Source organism: Microbispora sp. H10885, from assembly GCF_014161415.1.
In the GTDB taxonomy this organism is placed as follows: domain Bacteria; phylum Actinomycetota; class Actinomycetes; order Streptosporangiales; family Streptosporangiaceae; genus Microbispora; species Microbispora triticiradicis.
On sequence record NZ_JABBWY010000013.1, the window covers coordinates 89,110 to 109,224 of the forward strand.

General features: G+C 70.7%; 17 protein-coding genes. 8 read left to right on the forward strand and 9 right to left on the reverse strand.

Going from position 1 to position 20,115, the window contains the following annotated elements:
• Positions 1–12 precede the first annotated feature (12 nt).
• Positions 13–1,290 carry a hypothetical protein gene (locus HHX37_RS30480; RefSeq protein ID WP_182887649.1) on the reverse strand — a complete coding sequence of 426 codons (1,278 nt, stop codon included), beginning with the start codon at positions 1,288–1,290 and terminating at the stop codon, positions 13–15.
• 454 nt (positions 1,291–1,744) lie between these two features.
• Between HHX37_RS30480 and leuS the strand changes: the two genes are divergently transcribed.
• Both leuS and HHX37_RS37300 read left to right on the forward strand, forming a co-directional pair.
• Positions 1,745–4,207, forward strand: coding sequence for a leucine--tRNA ligase (gene leuS / locus HHX37_RS30485; RefSeq protein ID WP_182887650.1), 2,463 nt, complete (start codon positions 1,745–1,747; stop codon positions 4,205–4,207).
• 180 nt (positions 4,208–4,387) lie between these two features.
• Positions 4,388–6,034 carry a cellulase family glycosylhydrolase gene (locus tag HHX37_RS37300; RefSeq protein ID WP_259406880.1) on the forward strand — a complete coding sequence of 549 codons (1,647 nt, stop codon included), beginning with the start codon at positions 4,388–4,390 and terminating at the stop codon, positions 6,032–6,034.
• Between the two features lie 9 nt (positions 6,035–6,043).
• Here the strand turns inward: HHX37_RS37300 and HHX37_RS30495 are convergent, their stop codons facing one another.
• The gene (locus HHX37_RS30495) at positions 6,044–7,141 is read right to left on the reverse strand and encodes a MalY/PatB family protein (RefSeq protein WP_310740606.1); all 1,098 of its coding nucleotides are present in this window, start codon (positions 7,139–7,141) and stop codon (positions 6,044–6,046) included.
• A 98-nt stretch (positions 7,142–7,239) separates the two neighbouring features.
• Positions 7,240–7,953 carry a transcriptional repressor LexA gene (gene lexA / locus HHX37_RS30500; RefSeq protein WP_373868689.1) on the reverse strand — a complete coding sequence of 238 codons (714 nt, stop codon included), beginning with the start codon at positions 7,951–7,953 and terminating at the stop codon, positions 7,240–7,242.
• A 430-nt stretch (positions 7,954–8,383) separates the two neighbouring features.
• On the opposite strand from lexA, the gene nrdR reads away from it, so the two are divergent.
• From nrdR to HHX37_RS30515, 3 genes are all read left to right on the forward strand, one after another.
• A complete protein-coding gene (gene nrdR, locus HHX37_RS30505) occupies positions 8,384–8,842 on the forward strand; it encodes a transcriptional regulator NrdR (RefSeq protein ID WP_111697938.1) in 459 nt (152 codons plus the stop codon).
• Between the two features lie 110 nt (positions 8,843–8,952).
• Complete coding sequence (locus HHX37_RS30510) at positions 8,953–11,820, forward strand: vitamin B12-dependent ribonucleotide reductase (RefSeq protein WP_182887651.1); 2,868 nt, start codon at positions 8,953–8,955, stop codon at positions 11,818–11,820.
• Positions 11,821–11,945: 125 nt separating this feature from the next.
• Positions 11,946–12,572, forward strand: a complete 627-nt coding sequence (locus HHX37_RS30515; protein ID WP_111697940.1) for an NADPH-dependent F420 reductase — start codon at positions 11,946–11,948, stop codon at positions 12,570–12,572.
• 4 nt (positions 12,573–12,576) lie between these two features.
• Here the strand turns inward: HHX37_RS30515 and HHX37_RS30520 are convergent, their stop codons facing one another.
• Entirely contained in the window at positions 12,577–13,686 is a 1,110-nt protein-coding gene (locus HHX37_RS30520; protein ID WP_182887652.1) for a Gfo/Idh/MocA family protein, read from the reverse strand.
• Positions 13,687–13,776: 90 nt separating this feature from the next.
• On the opposite strand from HHX37_RS30520, the gene HHX37_RS30525 reads away from it, so the two are divergent.
• Positions 13,777–14,412, forward strand: a complete 636-nt coding sequence (locus HHX37_RS30525; RefSeq protein WP_182876563.1) for a TetR/AcrR family transcriptional regulator — start codon at positions 13,777–13,779, stop codon at positions 14,410–14,412.
• A 251-nt stretch (positions 14,413–14,663) separates the two neighbouring features.
• Positions 14,664–16,136 (forward strand): M48 family metallopeptidase, encoded by a 1,473-nt coding sequence (locus tag HHX37_RS37995; RefSeq protein ID WP_182887653.1) that lies wholly within the window; start codon positions 14,664–14,666, stop codon positions 16,134–16,136.
• A 37-nt stretch (positions 16,137–16,173) separates the two neighbouring features.
• On the opposite strand, the gene HHX37_RS30535 is transcribed toward HHX37_RS37995, so the two are convergent.
• From HHX37_RS30535 to HHX37_RS30545, 3 genes are all read right to left on the reverse strand, one after another.
• Positions 16,174–16,608 (reverse strand): YbjN domain-containing protein, encoded by a 435-nt coding sequence (locus HHX37_RS30535; RefSeq protein WP_182876561.1) that lies wholly within the window; start codon positions 16,606–16,608, stop codon positions 16,174–16,176.
• Positions 16,609–16,710: 102 nt separating this feature from the next.
• A complete protein-coding gene (locus HHX37_RS30540) occupies positions 16,711–17,208 on the reverse strand; it encodes a hypothetical protein (RefSeq protein ID WP_182887654.1) in 498 nt (165 codons plus the stop codon).
• 59 nt (positions 17,209–17,267) lie between these two features.
• Complete coding sequence (locus HHX37_RS30545) at positions 17,268–18,086, reverse strand: SDR family oxidoreductase (protein ID WP_182887655.1); 819 nt, start codon at positions 18,084–18,086, stop codon at positions 17,268–17,270.
• Positions 18,087–18,152: 66 nt separating this feature from the next.
• On the opposite strand from HHX37_RS30545, the gene HHX37_RS30550 reads away from it, so the two are divergent.
• On the forward strand, positions 18,153–18,491 hold the full coding sequence (locus tag HHX37_RS30550) for a winged helix-turn-helix transcriptional regulator (protein ID WP_138462595.1): 339 nt from the start codon (positions 18,153–18,155) through the stop codon (positions 18,489–18,491).
• 202 nt (positions 18,492–18,693) lie between these two features.
• Here the strand turns inward: HHX37_RS30550 and HHX37_RS30555 are convergent, their stop codons facing one another.
• Entirely contained in the window at positions 18,694–19,302 is a 609-nt protein-coding gene (locus tag HHX37_RS30555; RefSeq protein ID WP_182887656.1) for a hypothetical protein, read from the reverse strand.
• A gap of 94 nt (positions 19,303–19,396) precedes the next feature.
• A complete protein-coding gene (locus HHX37_RS30560) occupies positions 19,397–20,020 on the reverse strand; it encodes a pyridoxamine 5'-phosphate oxidase family protein (protein WP_259406881.1) in 624 nt (207 codons plus the stop codon).
• Between the last annotated feature and the right edge of the window lie 95 nt (positions 20,021–20,115).

Here is a 20,115-nt window from a genome sequence, read left to right on the forward strand (position 1 = left end):
GGGAGGGGGTACTCAGCGGATCGGCTTGATCGACCGGACGACCGTGTTGATGTCGGGCAGCAGGTCGTTCTTCAACTCCGGCACCGCCATGTAGACGATCGTGGGAAGGTCGGCGCCGGTGTCGACGGCGGCGATCACGACCGTGGTGGAGCCGCCGTCGGCGGTCACCTTGTAGGCGGCCAGCAGACCGGTCAGGCCGCCCCGCGACAGGCGCTGCTGGGCGGTCTTGGTGACCTTGTTGTCCTTGGGGAACTGCGTCTGCCGCGCGCGGTACATCACCGCGCTGAGGACGGGGCCCAGCTTGTCGGGCCCGGTGTACTTCACCGCGAGCGACTGCGCCAGCGGCCCCGACATCACCACGGCGAACTCCCGCTTGCCCTTGGTGGTCATGCCGGCCGGCACGTACTGCCGGGTGGTGAAGCCGTACGTCGCCTTGGTCTGGGCGGGGTCGGCGTCCGCCTGCCAGGGGCCGCCGAGCCTCGGCAGCGTGATCCGGCCGGCGGTGTCGGTGAGCACGCCGTTCACCGGGGAGGCGGTGCCCTTGTAGACGGGCAGCTGCGGCACCTGTGCCTGTGGCCGGGCACTGGAGCGGGAAGCGGGGGTGGAGGCCGAGGGCTTGGGCGGGGTCGCCGCCTCGGCCGACCTGCCCGAGCTGAGCGGCCCGGCGCCGAACGCCCAGACGAGCACCGCCACGAGCGCGGCCACGACGGAGGCCACCAGCGCGTACAGCCAGACGGGGCGGCCGGGCCCGTCGTCCTCGTACTCGTCGATCGCCCGGTAGTTCTCCCCGAACACCGTGTTCCACAGCTCCTGCTGCCGGTGCGCCGGAGGCGTCTTGGGCCCGCTGATCTGCCCCGCCGTCACGAACGGCCGGTACGGGTCGTCCGGCTGGGGAGGCGGCGGCGGAGCCGTGGACGCGTGCGGAGAGGCGGGCCGGGAGGGCGGGGGGAGGGGCGGGGAGGTCTCGGCGTACGACCGGACCGAGGGGGTGAACGGGGCGGCCGGGGTGAACGGGGTGGCCGGACCGGCCGGCGCGGCGGGGCCGGCGGGGGACCGCGGCGGGCCGGGCTCGCCGAAGGCGGGGGTGGGCATGCGCGGAGCCGTGCCGGGCACGGGGCCCGCCATGGTCGCCGCGTCCGCGTCTTGCGGCGCCCCCTCGACGAAGGAGCGCACCGTGGGTGTGAAGGAGGCCGGCGGAGGGATCTCGGGCCAGGCCGGGGGGACCTCCGGCCAGGCCGGCGCCCGCTGGGGCTCACTGCGGTCCGAGGGCACGCTACCTCCCGAGATCATGCCCGAATTAGGGGTGCCTGGCATGATCTCATGGGAGCCGGGGGCTGCCGCAGTGAAATCGGAGAATGCCCCGCGGAACTGCTCACCGGTGGGGTCGGTGGGCGGGTCCTGCATCGGCAGGTCCGGAGGCGGGAAAGTGTTGGCCACGGAAGCACAGTAAAGGAGCGGACATAAGAGGTCACAACGGAACTATCACCATCGGGTATCGCACTCTGACACACGAGGTCAGCCCCGGATGATCGAAACCGCGGCCACATGGGCGACTGCGCTACGCTTGACACGCGTGCCGCCACCCTGCACTGCGTCACCTGCACTGGGCCACCCCGTACTTGGGGCATCCATCTCACAGCTCGGCGCGTGAGAGCGCGCAGGCGAGGGCTGCCCCGATCGTACGACAGGGGTTGCCCGGGCGGGCGTCATCAACCCTGATTCTGCCGCCGGGCGAGGAGTGGAAGTGGACGAGCCGGTGTACGACCCGCAGGCGCTGCAGGCCAAGTGGCTGCCGCGGTGGGAGGAGTCGAACCCCTTCGCGGCGGTCGAGGACCCCGCGGACACCAGGCCGCGCAAGTACATGCTCGACATGTTCCCCTACCCCTCCGGCGACCTCCACATGGGACACGGCGAGGTCTTCGCGATCGGCGACGTCGTCGCGCGGTACTGGTTCCAGAAGGGCTACAACGTCCTGCACCCCATCGGGTGGGACTCCTTCGGCCTGCCCGCCGAGAACGCCGCGATCAAGCGCAACGCCCACCCGGCCGAGTGGACGTACGCGAACATCGAGACGCAGGCGAACTCGTTCAAGCGGTACGCGATCTCCTTCGACTGGTCGCGCCGCCTGCACACCAGCGACCCGGAGTACTACCACTGGAACCAGTGGCTGTTCACCCGCTTCTACGAGCGGGGCCTGGCCTACCGCAAGGGCGGCCTGGTCAACTGGTGCCCGCAGGACCAGACCGTGCTGGCGAACGAGCAGGTCGTGGGGGGCAAGTGCGAGCGTTGCGGAGCCGACGTCGTCCGCCGTGAACTGACGCAGTGGTACTTCAAGATCACTGAGTACGCCGACCGGCTGCTCGACGACATGGCGCGGATCGAGGACGGCTGGCCCGAGCGCATCCTCACCATGCAGCGCAACTGGATCGGCCGCTCCACCGGCGCCGACGTCCGGTTCGAGATCGAGGGCCGCGACGAGCCGGTCACCGTCTACACCACCCGCCCCGACACGCTGTACGGCGCGACGTTCTTCGTCGTCGCGGCGGACGCCCCGCTGGCCGAGGAGATCGTCGCCCCCGAGCAGGCCGAGGCGCTGGCCGCCTACCGCGCCGAGGTCGCCAAGCTCTCCGACATCGAGCGGCTGTCCACCGAGAAGGAGAAGACCGGCGTCTTCCTGGGCACGTACGCGGTCAACCCGGTCAGCGGGGAGCGCATCCCCGTCTGGGCTGCCGACTACGTGCTGTCCGACTACGGCCACGGCGCGATCATGGCGGTGCCCGCCCACGACCAGCGCGACCTCGACTTCGCGCGGAAGTTCGGCCTGCCGGTGAAGGTCGTCGTGCACACCGGCCTGGCCGACCCGGGCGAGACCGGCGTCGCCACCCCCGGCGAGGGCACGCTGGTCAACTCCGGCCCGCTCGACGGGCTGACGAAGGCCGAGGCGATCCAGAAGATCATCGAGGTCCTGGAGGAGCGCGGCACCGGCAGGGCCACGGTCAACTACCGCCTGCGCGACTGGCTGCTGTCGCGGCAGCGGTTCTGGGGCACACCGATCCCGATCATCCACTGCATGGACTGCGGCGAGGTCCCGGTGCCGGACGACCAGCTGCCGGTCAGGCTGCCCGACCTGCGTGGCGCGGACCTCCAGCCGAAGGGCGTCTCGCCGCTGGCCGCCGCCACGGACTGGGTCAACGTCTCCTGCCCCAAGTGCGGGGGTCCCGCCCAGCGGGACACCGACACGATGGACACCTTCGTCGACTCGTCGTGGTACTTCCTGCGCTACTGCGACCCGGGTTACACCGACGGCCCGTTCGACGTGGAGAGGGTCCGCGAGTGGGGCCCGATCGACCAGTACGTCGGCGGCGTCGAGCACGCCGTGCTCCACCTGCTGTACGCGCGGTTCTTCACCAAGGTCCTGCACGACATGGGCCTGGTCGGCTTCACCGAGCCCTTCGAGCGCCTGCTCAACCAGGGCCAGGTCATCAACCAGGGCAAGGCGATGTCCAAGACGCTGGGCAACGGCGTCGACCTCGGCCAGCAGATCGACAACTACGGCGTGGACGCCGTCCGGCTGACGATGATCTTCGCCGGGCCGCCGGAGGACGACATCGACTGGGCCGACGTCTCACCGGCCGCGTCGCAGAAGTTCCTGGCCCGCGCGTTCCGCGTGATGGCCGAGGCCGGAGCGGCGTCCGCCCCGGGGGCCGACGTCTCCGGCGGCGACGTCGAACTGCGCAAGGTCACCCACCGGACCATCGACGAGGTCACCCGGCTCGTCGACGGCTACCGGTTCAACGTCGCGGTGGCCCGCATGATGGAGCTGACCTCCGCCGCGCGCAAGGCGATCGACGCCGGTCCCGGCGCCGCCGACCCCGCCGTCCGCGAGGCCGCCGAGACCCTGGCGGTCATGCTGTCGCTGGTCGCGCCGTACGTCGCGGAGGAGGGCTGGGAGCGGCTCGGTCACGCGCCGTCGGTCGCGAAGGCGGGCTGGCCGCAGGCCGACCCGGCGCTGCTGGTGCAGGAGTCGGTCACGGCCGTGGTCCAGGTAGCGGGCAAGGTCCGCGACCGGCTGGAGGTGTCCCCGGACATCTCCGAGGCCGACCTGGAGGCGCTGGCCCTGGCGTCGGAAAAGGTCAGGCCGTACCTGGACGGCACGCCGCGCAAGGTCATCGTACGGGCGCCGAAGCTCGTCAACATCGTCCCGTGATCGGGCGTTGACGATCGGGCAGCTGTCCGGACAAAATTACGCCCGAGCCACAAAACCAGTCATATAGATGAGGCGTGCGGTCAGGGCATGCCGCGACCACCACCGCTCCGGCGGTGGTCTGGGGTGCGCGCCTGACCGTACGGCTCACCGGTGGCGTGCGCCCCTCGTGGGAGGCACGTCTTGTACAGACGCATTCTCGGCGGGCTGGCGACCGCCGTCGCGATGGCGGCGACCGTGCTCGTCGCCACCGGTTCACCGGCGAACGCGGCCGGCACGGGCACCGGCTACCTGCACACCAGCGGGAACAAGATCGTCGACAGCACCGGCGCCACCGTCCGGCTGACCGGCATCAACTGGTTCGGCATGGAGACCGACAACAAGACCTTCCACGGGCTGTGGGCCAGCAACCCGTGGAGGAGCCAGCTCGACCTCATGGCGAACCTGGGCTACAACACGATCCGGGTGCCGTTCTCCGACGACGCGCTGAAGCCGGGCGCGCAGGCGACGAGCGTCAACACCGCATCCAACCCCGATCTCATCGGCCTGTCGCCGCTGCAGATCCTCGACAAGGTCGTGGACTACGCGGGCCAGAAGGGCATGCGGATCATCCTCGACCGGCACCGGCCGACCAGCGCGGGCCAGACGGCGCTGTGGTACACCTCCGGCGTCCCCGAGTCGACCTGGATCGCCGACTGGAAGTCGCTGGCCCAGCACTACGCCGGCAACACCACGGTCATCGGGGCCGACCTGCACAACGAGCCGCACGCCGACGGCACCAACCCGAACGCGACCGGCTCCTGCTGGGGCTGCGGCGACCAGGCGCGCGACTGGCGGCTCGCGGCCGAGCGGGCGGGCAACGCGATCCTGTCCGTGCAGCCCAACTGGCTGATCTTCGTCGAGGGCGTGAGCTGTCCGAGCGGCGGCCTGTCCAACATCTGGGACAACGACACCAGCAACGACGAGGACTGCGGCTGGTGGGGCGGCAACCTCACCAAGGCCGGGCAGTTCCCCGTCCGGCTGAACGTGGCGAACCGGCTCGTCTACTCGCCGCACGAGTACGCCACGTCGGTCTACCACCAGCCGTGGTTCGACGACCCGACGTACCCGGCGAACATGCCGGCCATCTGGGACAAGTACTTCGGCTACCTGTACAAGCAGAACATCGCGCCGATCATGGTGGGCGAGTTCGGCACCACGCTGGCCAGCAACACCGACAAGATCTGGCTCCAGGAGCTCATGAAGTACCTGGGCACCGGGGTGAACGGCATGTCGTTCACCTACTGGTCGTGGAACCCCAACTCGGGTGACACGGGCGGCATTTTGAAGGACGACTGGGCGACGGTCGACCAGGCCAAGCAGAGCATCATCTCGCCGTACCTGATCCCGCCGGTGGGCGGCAGGCCGCAGTCGCCTTCGGCGTCCCCGTCCTCCTCGCCCTCGACCTCTCCCTCATCCTCTCCCTCGGCGTCACCGTCGGTGTCCCCGTCGGCCTCGCCGTCCACGTCCCCCAGCGGGAACGGGGGCAAGTCCTGCACCGCCACCTACAAGGTCGTCAACCAGTACAGCGGCGGCTTCCAGGGTGAGGTCACGGTGAAGGCGGGCAGCTCCGCCATCTCCGGCTGGACCGTGAAGTGGGCCTTCCCGAACGGGCAGACCATCAGCCAGCTCTGGAACGGCTCGCTCAGCGCCAGCGGGTCCAACGTCACGGTGACGAACATGTCCTACAACGGCGCGCTCGGCGCCGGGGCGTCCACGGCGTTCGGGTTCAACGCGAGCTGGTCCGGCACCAACGGCGTGCCGTCGCAGGTCACCTGCGCGGCGAGCTGAGCGGGCGGATCACTTCAGCGCGGCGGCGATCCTGGCCAGGATCTCCTCCAGGATCGGCGCCGACGTCGCGAAGTTGAGGCGGGCGAACGTGTCCCCGCCTCCGTAGTTGGGGCCCGGGTTGAGCTTGACCCGGGCCTCCCGCTCGACGAAGGAGGCGGCGTCGGGGATGCCGAAGTCGAGCCACGCGAGATAGGTGGCCTCGGGCATGCGGTACCCCACCCCGGACGGGAGCCGCTCGGCGACGAGCCGGCGGTTGCGGTCCAGGATCGCCAGCACCTCCTCCAGCCACGCGTGGCCGTGCCGCCACGCGGCCACCGTGGCCTCCACGCCGAGGACGCTCGGCGCGCCGTAGATGTGGGCGGGCTGGCGGCCGATCGCGTCCCTGACGTCCCTGGCGCCCAGATGGGCCACCGAGCAGTGCAGCCCGCCCATGTTGAACGCCTTGCTGGCGGAGGTCAGCGTGACCGTGCGCTCCGGGAGGATCGTGGCGAACGGGATGTGCCGGGCCGGGGCGTACGTCAGGTCGGCGTGGATCTCGTCGGCGATCACCAGCGTGCCGTACCGGTCGGCGTACGTGGCGACCGCCTCCAGCTCCTCCCGGGTGAACGACCGGCCCGACGGGTTCTGCGGGTTCACCAGCAGGAGCACCCGTACGGGCTCATCGGGGACCTCGAACCGGCCCTCGGCCGTAAGCGGCATCGGCACCAGGCGGCGGCCCATCCCCGTGATGGTGACGAGGAAGGGGTCGTAGGCCGGGACGTGCAGCGCCACCGCGTCGCCGGGCTCGGTCATGAGGTGCAGCAGCACCTGGAGGGCCTGGTTGAGGTCGGTGTAGGACCGCACGTGCCCGGGATCGGCGCGCCAGCCGTACCTCGCCTCCATCCGCTCGGCGAACGCCTCCGCCAGCGGCCCGGCGGCCGGCTGGTCCAGCCACTCGGGATAGCCGAGATCCGTGGCCGCGCGTCGCGCGACGGCCTCCCGGACCGCGTCGGGCACCGGGAAGTCCATGTCGGCGACCCAGGCGGGGATGACATCGGGCGCGGCCAGGGCCCACTTGATCCCGTCACGGGCGCGGGCGGCCTCCAGGGAGAGCGAGTCGAGTTTCACGGGACTCACCCTAATCGCCGGATATCGGTCATCCGGGAAGCAGCCATACCGGCGTCCCGCGGCGGGACGCCGGTACGGGCGTGACTACAGCCGCGTGACTACAGCTTGCGCAGGACGGCCGTGACCTTGCCGAGCACGGTGGCCTCGTCACCGGGGATCGGCTCGTAGTTCGGGTTGTGCGGCACCAGCCACACGTGCCCGTCCTTGCGCTTGAACGTCTTCACGGTGGCCTCGCCGTCGATCATCGCCGCGACGATGTCGCCGTTGTCGGCCACCGGCTGCTGCCGCACCACGACCCAGTCGCCGTCCGCGATGGCGGCCTCGATCATCGAGTCGCCGGAGACCTGGAGCAGGAACAGCGTGCCCTCGCCGACAAGCTGCTTGGGGAGCGCGAACACGTCCTCGATGCTCTGCTCGGCGAGGATGGGGCCACCGGCGGCGATGCGGCCGACCAGCGGCACGTACGCCGCGGTGGGCCGGTTGAAGCCGCTCTCCTCCTCGGCGGCGTCCGGGTCCACCCACAGGACCGGCTCACCGGGGAGCCTGACCTCCAGCGCCCGGGGGCGGTGCGGGTCCCGGCGGAGGTAGCCCTTACGCTGGAGCGCCGTGAGCTGGTGCGACACGCTGGAGGTGCTGGTCAGCTGGACAGCCTCCCCGATCTCCCGCATGGACGGCGGATAGCCGCGCTGCTGGACCGAGTCGCGGATCACCTCGAGGATCTTCCGCTGCCTGGGGGTGAGGCCAAGCGAGTCACGCCGACGAACCGCGAGGTCGCCGACGCCATTCGCCTGCTCACTTCGGTCACTCACGATGCCACCTCTCAATCCGTGTTCCTCATGTCGCACAGAGCGACCGTAGCGCGATTCAAGATCAGCGTCAAACAATTGTTCGATATCCAGCGAAATCGCCGATCTCGCCGTTCTCCTCATCGTACGGGAGTTCGATCGATCCCGTGTTCGATTTACCCGATCTTCTCGGCCGGTCGTACGCCCAGCTCAGAAGGAATGGGGAAATCGGGACCCGAAAAAGCCGCACGGCCTATTCCTTCGTGCCCGGGGCAGGGGAGGCGGGTGGGACGGATGGGGCGACACGCCCGCCGAGCAGGAACTTCCCCCGCCACGCCCGGTTCGACTTGCGTTCAAGGACGGGCACTTCTACCGTTGGACCCCAACATCTAGTAGTCACAGCGGTGTAAGTTCACTACACCTTGTGTTCGGGATGGGCGTTCAGGGAGGCGATGAAGTGCACTGTCCGTTCTGTCGCCACCCGGACACACGGGTCGTGGACAGCCGCGCAGCCGAGGACGGCGCGGCCATCCGCCGCCGCCGCACCTGCCCCGAATGCGGGCGCAGGTTCACCACGCAGGAGACCGTCCTGCTGATGGTGAGCAAACGCAGCGGCGTCACCGAGCCGTTCTCCCGGGAGAAGGTCGTCGCGGGCGTACGGCGCGCCTGTCAGGGACGCCCGGTCGGCGAGGACTCCCTCGCCCAGCTCGGGCAGCGCGTGGAGGAGACCATCCGGGCCACCGGCGCCGCGGAGATCGCCTCGCACGAGGTGGGGCTGGCCATCCTCGGCCCGCTCCGCGACCTGGACGAGGTGGCGTACCTGCGGTTCGCGTCGGTCTACCGGAGCTTCGAGACGCTGGCGGACTTCGAAGCGGAGATCGAGCGGCTCAGGGCGGCCCACGGCGGCGGGGAGTAGCCGCCGGCGCCGGCGGGCGGGGCGAGGAGCGAGCCGTGCGGCGCGACGATGAGGGTGTAACGAGCGTGGTCGGAAAGAGGGGCTCCATCGGGCCCCGGGAGGGGGAAGTCATGACGGAGACCGTGAGCGGCACAGCGGCGGGTGCGGGAGGCCGGGGAGCGAAGCGTCCGCGCAAGGGCCTGAAGATGAAGCGCATCTTCACCACGCCGGGCGTCCACCCGTACGACGAGGTCCGCTGGGAGCGGCGCGACGTCGTGATGACCAACTGGCGCGACGGCTCGGTCAACTTCGAGCAGCACGGCGTGGAGTTCCCCGCCTCCTGGTCGGTCAACGCGGCCAACATCGTGACCACCAAGTACTTCCGGGGCGCGGTGGGCACCCCGCAGCGCGAGTCGAGCCTGCGGCAGCTCGTCGACCGGGTGGTGGGCGTCTACACCAGGACCGGCGTCGAGAACGGCTACTTCGCCTCCGACGAGGACGCGGAGATCTTCGACCACGAGCTCAAGCACGCCCTGATCCACCAGGTCTTCAGCTTCAACTCCCCGGTCTGGTTCAACGTCGGCACCCGCTCCCCCCAGCAGGTGAGCGCGTGTTTCATCCTCGCCGTGGACGACACGATGGAGTCGATCCTCGACTGGTACAAGGAAGAGGGCGTGATCTTCAAGGGCGGCTCGGGCTCGGGGGTCAACCTCTCCCGGATCCGCTCGTCCAAGGAGCTGCTGTCCAGCGGCGGCACGGCCAGCGGCCCGGTGTCCTTCATGCGCGGCGCCGACGCGTCCGCCGGGACCATCAAGTCGGGCGGCGCCACCCGCAGGGCGGCGAAGATGGTCGTCCTCGACGTGGACCACCCCGACATCGAGGAGTTCATCGAGACCAAGGCGCGCGAAGAGGACAAGGTCCGCGCGCTGCGCGACGCCGGGTTCGACATGGACCTCGGCGGCAAGGACATCGTGTCCGTCCAGTACCAGAACGCCAACAACTCGGTCCGCGTCTCGGACGAGTTCATGCGCGCCGTGGAGGCCGGGTCGAACTTCGGCCTGCGGGCCCGGCTGACGGGCGAGGTCATCGAGGAGGTGGAGTCCCGGTCGCTGTTCCGCAAGATGGCGCAGGCCGCCTGGGAGTGCGCCGACCCGGGCGTGCAGTACGACGACACGATCAACGACTGGCACACCTGCCCGGAGACCGGGCGCATCACGGCGAGCAACCCGTGCTCGGAGTACGTCCACCTGGACAACTCCTCGTGCAACCTCGCCTCGATCAACCTGCTGAAGTTCCTGCGCGACGACGACAGCTTCGACGTCGCGAACTTCGTGAAGATCACCGAGCTGATCATCACGGCGATGGACATCTCCATCACCTTCGCCGACTTCCCGACGCGGAAGATCGCCGAGACCACCCGGGCGTACCGGCAGCTCGGCATCGGCTACGCCAACCTGGGCGCGCTGCTGATGGCGACCGGCCACGCGTACGACTCCGACGGGGGCCGGGCGATCGCCGCGGGCATCACCTCGCTGATGACCGCCGTCTCCTACCGCCGCTCGGCCGAGCTCGCCGGGATCGTCGGCCCGTACGACGGCTACCAGCGCAACGCGGAGCCGCACAAGCGGGTCATGCGCAAGCACGCCGCGGCCAACGACAACCTGCGCACCCTCGACGACATGGACAAGGGCCTGCACGCCGAGGCCACCCGGCAGTGGCAGGAATGCCTTCGCACCGGTGAGAAGAACGGATACCGGAACGCGCAGGCCTCGCTGCTGGCGCCCACGGGAACCATCGGGCTCATGATGGACTGCGACACCACCGGCATCGAGCCCGACCTGGCGCTGGTCAAGTTCAAGAAGCTCGTCGGCGGCGGCTCCATGCAGATCGTCAACCAGACGATCCCGCGCGCGCTGCGCCGGCTCGGCTACCTGGAGGAGCAGGTCGAGGCGATCGTCGAGTACATCGCCGAGCACGGTCACGTCGTGGACGCCCCCGGCCTGCGGCCGGAGCACTACGAGGTGTTCGACTGCGCGATGGGGGAGCGGGCCATCGCCCCGATGGGCCACGTCCGGATGATGGCGGCGGTCCAGCCGTTCCTGTCCGGCGCGATCTCCAAGACCGTGAACCTGCCCGAGGCGGCCACGGTCGACGACATCGAGCAGGTCTACCTGGAGGGCTGGCGGCTCGGCCTCAAGGCGCTGGCCGTCTACCGCGACAACTGCAAGGTCGGCCAGCCGCTGTCGATCGCGAAGAAGACCTCCGAGGACGCCTCCGAGGAAGCGGCTCCGGAGACGAAGGAGCCGGTCGTCCAGGTCGTGGAGGTCGCGCGGCCGACCCGGCGGCGGATGCCGAACCAGCGGCCCAGCACCACCACCCGCTTCACCGTGGGCGGGGCCAAGGGCTACATGACCGCCTCGTCCTACCCTGACGACGGCCTGGGCGAGGTCTTCCTCAAGATGTCCAAGCAGGGCAGCACGCTCGCGGGGGTCATGGACGCCTTCTCGGTGGCCATCTCGATCGGCCTCCAGTACGGCGTGCCGCTGGACACGTACGTGCAGAAGTTCGTCAACATGCGGTTCGAGCCCGCCGGCATGACCGACGACCCGGACGTCCGGATGGCGCAGTCCGTGATGGACTACATCTTCCGGCGGCTCGCGCTCGACTACCTGCCGTACGAGGACAGGGCGGCCCTGGGCATCTTCTCCGCCTCCGAGCGGGCCGCGCAGCAGCGCGGGGAGGACCCGGCCGCGATCCAGGACGTCGACACCGCCGCCCTGGCCCAGTCGGCGCCCATCGAGAAGCGTGCCGACGCGCCGGCCGAGAACCACGTGGAGCCGGTGGCGGCGCCCGAGCCGCGCCGGGCCGGGGCCTCGCTGGAGAGCCACCAGGGCCGTACGGCGGACGCGCCGCTGTGCATGACCTGCGGCACGAAGATGCGCCCGGCCGGAAGCTGCTACGTCTGCGAGGGCTGCGGCAGCACCAGCGGCTGCAGCTGACCTACGGTTCGAACCCCGTGAGCGAAGGGGGCCGGCGGACTCGCCGGTCCCCTTCGCGCGTGCCGGAGAGGACCGGACGTCCTCCGGCCGGGAATGGCACCGGTGGTTCCCGTGTTGCCGCAGCCATGGTCATCGGATTCATCGGCAGCGGGAAGATCGGCGGCACCCTGGCGAAGCTGGCGGTCGACGCCGGCCACTCAGTGGTGCTGAGCAACTCCCGCGGGCCCCAGACGCTCACCGAACTCGTGGCCCGGCTCGGCCCGGACGCGCGCGCGGCCACCCCGGCCGAGGCCGCGGAGGCGGGCGACATCGTCGTCGTCACCATCCCCTTCGGGCGGTACCGGGAGGTCCCGGCCGAGCCGCTGAAGGGCAAGACGGTGATCGACACGAACAACTACTACTTCGAGCGGGACGGTCGTTTCCCCGAGATCGACTCGGACGAGACCAGTGACAGCGAGGTGCTCGCCGCGCACCTGCCGGAGGCCCGCGTCGTGAAGGCATTCAACTCCATCGCCCATGTTCACCTGGCCGAGCAGGGTCTGCCCGCCGGCGCGGAGAACCGGCGGGCGCTGCCCATCGCGGGTGACGACGCCGAGGCCAAGCGGCAGGTCGCCGAGCTCATCGACTCCTTCGGCTTCGACGTGGTCGACGCGGGCCCGCTCGCGGAGGGACGCCGCTTCCAGCGGGACAAGCCCGCCTACGGCCCCCGTCTCACCGTCGCCGAGCTGCGTGACGCCCTCGCGCGAGGCTGACGGATCAGGCAGGGGCGACCGTCTGGCGGGTGCCGGTCTCCGCGGAGCGGCGGATCGCGTCGAGCAGGCCGTGCAGGCGCAGGCCGTGCGCGAAGTCCGGCACCCTCCCTCCGCCGGTGCGGAGGTCGGCGGCGAGAGCGGCGTAGAGCCCGGCGACGTTGCGCGCGTCCCCCGCCGCCTCGGGCACCGGGACGTACTCCTCGGGAACGGGCAGCTCCTTCCACGCGCCCCCCGCCGTCCCGCGCAGGTGCAGCTCGCCGATCTGCACGCCGTACGGGCTGCCGGGGCCGGTGGACACGAGCGAGAGGTCGCCCTCGGTGCCGGAGATCTCGATTCGCGTGCCCGGCTCGGTGACCTTGCCGCTGTGGAGGTGCAGGGAGACCACGGCGCCGCTCGTCATGGTCGCCGAGAGCAGGAGCTGGTCGGGGGTGTCGGCCTCGATCGTCTCGCCGCTCTCCTCGATCGTGTACTGCGGGCGCTGGACGGAGAGGGTGGCGGACAGGGAGGCGACGCCACCCAGAAGGTGCTCCACGACGTCGAGCGTGTGCCCGCCCACGACCTCCAGCAGGCCGGCCGCGCCGACGCGGGTGACGGTGTACGCCGACCAGGACGGCAGCCTGCCGTTCGCGCCCTTGCCGACCGCCGAGTGGACGTTCACCGAGGTGACCCGGCCCACCGCGCCGTCCCGGAGCAGGTCGCGGGCGTACGTCACGGCGGGGGCGAACCGGCCCTGAAGCCCGAGCGCGTGCCGTACGCCGGCCGCGCGTGCCTGGTCGAGCAGGTCGCGCGCCTCGGTGGTCGTCCGCGCCAGCGGCCACTCGCACAGCACGTGGGTGCCGGCCTCCAGGGCGGCGCCGACGAGCTCCGCGTGCCGGGGGACCCTGACCGTGACGACGACGACGTCCACCTCGGGATGCGCGGCCAGGGCCCGGGGGTCGGTGAACGCGTGCGCGGCGCCGAACCTGCGCGCGGCCTCCCGGGCGCTGTCCTCCCGGCTGGTCGCCACGGCCGTGATCTCGTAATCCGGCAGCGTCCGCAGCGCCGGGACGTGCGTGCGCACCGCCCAGCCGCGCTCGGGGTTGGCGCCGACGATGCCCACCCGGATACTGCTCATTTCCCGCCTCCACCCAATAAGCGGACTTCTGTCGTCCGGTTACGACCAAGCATAACCGGACGCGCTGAGTCCGGTTGGTAGGCTGCGGTCATGAGCAGCCGGGACGGAGCGGTCGGCGCCCTGCTGGCGGCGGAGCAAGGGCGGACGCCACGTGCCGACGCGCGGCGCAACATGGAGCGGCTCGTGGAGGCCGCCCGGGCGGCGGTGGCCGAGATAGGAGTCGAGGTCACGGCGCACGAGATCGCCCGCAGGGCCGGTGTGGGCATCGGCACCTTCTACCGGCGCGTGTCCTCCCGCGAGGCGCTGCTGGAGGCGGTCCTCGACGAGGTGTTCGCGGAGATGGCCGACCTGGCCGCGAACGCCGCCGCCGACCCCGACCCCTGGCACGGATTCGAGACCTTCGCTGTCGCGTACGTGCGGCTGCGCGCGGAGAGTTGCGGTATCCGCGAGGCCGTCGGCGGCGCGTGCGGGCCGAACCTCTACCCGGTCCTCGGCCGAATCCAGGAAAGCGTGCGGCTTCTGGTGGAGCGCGCGCAGGAGGCGGGGGTGATGCGGAGCGACGTGGCCTGGCAGGACGTGCCGTTCCTGCTGGCGGCGGTGGCGACCGGCCCGCGCACACTCAGGCTCCGGGCCGGGGACGAGCAGTGGGGCCGTAACCTGCGCGTCGTGCTCGACGGGCTCCGTGCGCCGCGGTCGCAGGGGTTGCCGGGGACGCCGCCGGCCTGACGTTGTCGTAGATCCGCTCGCCGGCGATGCCGGCGATGCCGACGAGATCGGCGTGGGCGCGATTGCGACCGCTCCCTGAAGACACCCTCCGCCCCGGTGGGCGTTGCCACGGCGAGGACGGTACCGGCAAGGCGATGATCTGCTTTCCGCCGGCAGGTGCGCGGGCCGTACGGCCTTTGCCATCTGGATGACAAATCCGACAAGATCCGTTAATTTCTGCCTCTCGTCCTCATCATCACCGGAGTCATGGCATGGTCACCGCCTTCCGCGCCACAGTCGCATTCGGCCTGCTGGCGGGCTTCTACGTGCTGGTCGCAGCCGTGCTCGGGGCCGCCGTGCTCGTCGACGTCGCCGTCATGCGGCACGTCACCGCGGGTTCGGTGAAGGTCGCGATCGTGCTCACCCTTGCCGCCCTGGCGCTGCTGCGTGGCCTCATCCTGGTCAACCGCCGCGGACGCCAGGAGGAGCCGGGCGTCGCGGTCGGCCGGGGGGACGAGCCGGTGCTCTGGCAGACGGTCGAGGAGCTGGCCGCGCGGGTGGGGACCCGCCCGCCGGACGAGATCAGGCTGGTCGCCGAGGTGAACGCGGCGGTGAGGGAGGACACGAGCTGGCTGGGGCTGCGGGCGGGCCGGCGCGTCATGTACATCGGCCTGCCCCTGCTGATGACGCTTTCGGTGGACGAGATGCGCGCGGTTCTGGGACACGAGCTCGGTCACTACAGCGGTGCGCACACGCGGCTGGGCGCGCCGGTGTACCGCGGCAGGATCGCCGTGCTGGCGGCGGTCGCATCCCTGCGCAACCACGCCTTCATCCAGAAGCTCTTCTCCCTGTACGCCAGGCTCTTCCTGCGGGTCTCCCAGGCCGTCTCCCGTCGGCAGGAGCTGGAGGCCGACCGGTTCGCGGCCGCTGTCGCGAGCCGTGAGGCCGCCGCGAACGCCCTGCGCAAGGTGCATGGCACGGCGGACGCCTGGAACCTGTTCATGGAGCAGTACGTCGGCATGACCGGCATGGCGGGCGGCCGTCCGGCCGACCTGTTCGGCGGCTTCCACGCCCTCACCGACGCGCGTCGGACGGAGATCGCCCAGGCGGACGGAGGCGGCGAAGGGGCCGGGCCGTACGACTCCCACCCGAGTCTGCCGGAGCGGCTGGCCGCGATCGCTGTCCTGCAGGACGTTCCGCACGCCCGTGACCCGCGTCCCGCGCTGGCGCTTCTGCGGGACCCCGCCATCGCCGCGCACGCTGTGGAGCAGACCTTCTGGACGGAGGAGGCACTGAGACTGCGCCCGCTGCCCTGGGAGGAGATGGTCGCCCAGGGGATGTACATGGGCGTCAACGACGAGGCGCTGCAGGACCTGTCGGCCGCCGGCCAGCGGATCGCGGGCGGGCCGGAGCCGTCCCTGGACGCCGCTCTGGAGGCGCTGGCCCGGGGCCAGGCCGCCGCCCTCCACGAGGAGCTCGTCCACCTCGGATGGCAGCCGTCGCCGGACCTGGTGGCCAAGGTCCTCGCCCGCGCCGTCGAGGGCGTGCTGATCGGCGGCGGAAGGGCCCGGTGGACGCTGTCGTGGACCGGCCCCGCCACCTTGCGCGACGCGACGGGCAGGGAAGTCGACGTCGATGAGTACGCGGCCCGGGTGGCGGCCGATCCCGCGCAGGTGCCGGGTGTGCGCCAGTGGTTCGCCCAGATGGGCGTGTCGCCGCGGCCGCGGACGCCCGTCACCCCCTGACGCCGGCCGCGGGCCGGGACAGGTCGCGGTGCGGGTACTAGTCGGTCTCGAAGGCGATCCGGCCGGTGAGCCAGCGGTAGAACTTGATCGAGAACCTGACCCAGTGGGCGATCACCGTGCTCAGGTGCTCCCTGGTCACTCCGGCGCCGATGTAGAGCTGGGAGTCTCCGACCAGCCGGAGGGCGCCGTTGTCCTGGGTGAAGGTGTAGACCTTCGGCCACATGGTGTCGGCGTTCCACTCGTTGAGCGCGGTGAGCAGCATCGGCTTGTCGTCGACCGAGTACGGCCTGTCGTAGAAGGTGCGGACCGTGAACAGGTCTCCCTCCTTGCCGAACAGGAAGAAGATGGTGAGGTGGGCGGTGGAGATCGCCAGGTCGCCCTCTGCGTCTATGGTGTGCTCGATGTCCAGCTCGTCCAGGATCTCTTCGACGAGTTCCCGGTCCGGCTGGACGACCGCTGGGGAAGGCGTCACGGGTTCCATCCTGCCGCATCGTGCGGACGGCACGGGGGCGGTCGTGACGGCGGAGCCGGCAGAGAAACGAGGTGACCACCGATCCGGCGGGCGGGTGGGCGGTCACCCCGGCGCGGGGGCGTCCTGCCGCAGGCGGCCGGTCTCCGTCCGCGCGTCGACCTTCCCCGTCACGCCGCGTACGGTGACGTCGCCGTGATCGCTGCGGATCGTGACCTCGATGTCGCGCGGCACCACGAACGCGTAGTCGGTGTGGCTTTCCGCCGTGTCCCTGATCGGGCCGCAGATCGAACCCGTGTCGTCGCACACCAGTCCGACCGTCAGCGAGCCGTCGCCCCACGACTCCACGCGGGGGCCCGCCCCCCGCGCGCGACGGGTCACCCGCACCTCGGTCACGTCGGCGCCCACGACCTCGACGTCTCCGTGGTCCGTTCGCACGTCGAGGGTCCGGACGCCGTCGAAGGAGGAAGGCGAGCCGAGCATCGTGTCCGTCGTCGACACGACGAGCACCACCAGCAGCGCGACGAGCAGCGGCACCGCCGTCGCCGCCCACACGAGGGTGCGGCCCGTCCGCCGATCGCCCGTCCACATGTACAGGTCCATGGCGTATTCGTACGGCGGGCCGCCTGCGCGGAGGTTGCAGCCCGCTTACCGGGCGGGCCTCACCGCCACGCCTGGCGTGCGGCCCACCGCTCCACCGTCGTCGTCCCCCGGTGGAGCCGCCCCTCCGGGATCGGCGGCGGCGTGGCCGCCGCGGCCGGGGCGTAGAACCCGGCGATCCCCTCGGCCGCCTCGCGGCCCACGACCGGCGTGATGAGCCGGGCGTAGTCGGCGGGCTCGACCCGCAGGTAGCGCACCGGCCTTCCTGCGGCGGAGGCCACGGCGGCGGCGATCCGGTCACCGGTGACCTCCTCCGGGCCCGTCACGACGAGCCGCGCGGGCGGCTCGGCCCCCGTCAGCGCCGCGCCGACGGCGTCCGCCAGGTCGTCGAGCGCCGACCACGGCACGGGGGCCTCCGCCGGGAGCGGATAGACGAGTTCGCCGTGCTCGCGGACGCGCCGGGCCGACCAGGGCTGCGCCAGGTTCTCCAGGTACGGCCCCGCGGGGCCGATCACGGACGCGACCACCCGTACGGGCAGGTCCCGGGCGAGCAGGACCCGGGCGTCGACGAACGGGACGCCCACCGGGGCCGGCGGCAGAGGCATCCCCGGATTGAACACCACCCGCGGCACGCCGGCCTCGCAGAGAGCGGCGAGCACCGACGCCGCGTGCCGCAGGGCGATCTCGCCGAACACCTGCGGAAGCTGCACGACGACCGCGTCGGCGCCCTTGTACGCCGCGGCGAGGGAGGCGGCGTCGGCCAGATCGGCGGAGGCGGAGTTCAGCGGCCGGACCTGGTGCCCGAGCGCGCGCAGCCTCCATACGACGGGAGAGCCCTGGGTTCCGGTCGCTCCGTGCACAGCAACGATCATCTTCGTCATGCGGCCGACGGTAAGGCCAATGTTTCATCTTTTGAAGTAGGCACTTTTGCTGTAGTAACTACAGTCATGGAAACAGACCAGGCACCGCGGCCGATCACGCCCGAAGAATGCGTCGTCACCCGGACGCTGACCTTCGTCGGCAGCAGGTGGACGCCGCTGGTCATCTGGCACCTGCTCGACGGCGTCAAGCGGTACGGCGAGCTTCGGCAGGCGCTGCCCGGGATCAGTCCCAAGACGCTGGCCGACCGTCTGCAGGCCCTGGAGGAGCGCGGACTGGTCACCCGCACGGTGCACCCGGAGAAGCCGCCGCGCGTGGAGTACGCCCTGACGCCCCGCGGTTTCGCGCTCGGGCGGATCCTGGACGACGTCGCGCGGTGGGGCGAGGAGTGGGAGGACGCGGACTGACGACAGCGAGAAGCGGTCCGCGGCGATTTCCCGCGTGCTCGCTCACCCGAGCCCGCGGCAGGTGTTCACGATGTCCTCGCCACTCACTCGACGCGGGGACACGAGCCGAGTACCATGAGTGACGACGCCGCCGCTTTTAGGAGCGGTTGGAAGTGAGCCCGGGAAGATCCCTCCGGACGGTGGGGTCCCGGGCTCGCGGCTTTCATGGGCCTATGTAGTAAATCTCGATACGGCCGTCCAGTCGCTTGATGTAACCGGGATCGCCGATGCGACTCGCCACCACTGCTCCCGCCAGGCAGTCCGCCATCCAAAGCAACGGCTCCAACGCACCGGCCATGTGCCGGACGCGAGCTCGATCGGGCACCCGGCGTCGCGCGAGCAGCGCGTCCATGAGATCCCGATCCTTTTTGTTCTGCGATGCCTCACGGGATTCAAGGACGATCTCTGCGACTCCCGACCTCGACAACTCCCACAGCAATCGGTCCAAGCACTTCCGACGCCGTCGTTCCATGCTCGCGTCCGGGTCGCCCTCGTGCACCACGACACCGAAGAGCACGTCGAGGCCCTCCAGGACGGTCATGATCTCCATGCGCCGACACGCAGACTCCTTGGCCCAGTGCAGCTTGCGCTGGCCGTCCAAGCGGAGGTCGGCCATGCGCCGGCGGATCGCTACAAGTGAGGCGCGGCGAACGGTGACTGCGGCAAGAAGATAGACATGCGGGTCGAGTCGCTGGTTGGACTCTGATTCGTCGATGAAGGCGACCCAGGAGTCGGCATCGATTCCGGTGAAGCTGTGGTGGGAGGACGGCACGGCGCATACTTTACGCAGTCGGACGGATACTCACGGTGTCCTTTCGTCGCACGCAGAAGCTGCGGTGAAGTCCCACGGCTGGGAGCTTCCTCGTTCAGGGGCCGGGGCGGGTGAGGATGTGCGGGGGGATGGGGTGGTGGGCTGCCGGGGGGTCGGTTATGGGGGGTTGCCACGATGTGGCGAGCGGCAGGATTCCGGCCCAGACGTCGTGCGGGTCGTCGGCGTCGTCGGGGTGGCCCTCCCGCACCTTCACCGACGCCTCGTCGAGGGGGACCGCGAGGATCCTGGTCGCGGCGAGTTCCCTGCGGTCCGGCTGGCGGGCGTGGTCCCACTGGCCGGGGGCGACGTGCTCGGTCAGGAGGCGCAGGGCGGCGAGCTTCTCGTCGCCCTCCAGCACGCGCGGCACGCCGTAGATCATCGCACTGCGGTAGTTGACCCCGTGCTCGAAGACCGAGCGGGCCAGCACGAGGCCGTCCACGTGGGTGACCGTCACGCAGACCGTCGCGCCCCGGGTGAGGCTCTGGCTGGCCACCGAGCCGTGTACGTAGAGATGCTCGGCGTCGAAGCCGTAGACGGTGGGCACCACCATCGGGTCGCCGTCCACCACCACGCCCAGATGGCAGACGAACCCGGCCCGGAGCACGTCGAACAGCGCCTCCCGGCCGGTGCGGCCCTGCTCGCGCAGACGGCGGTGCCGGGTCCGCTCCGTGCCGGACAAAGGGGCGGACGAAGAGGCGGACGGATCGCTCATAAGGGGACATTCAACCAGTCGTCGGCGTGAAACACGCGGCCCGCCCGGCGGGCACGCCGGGC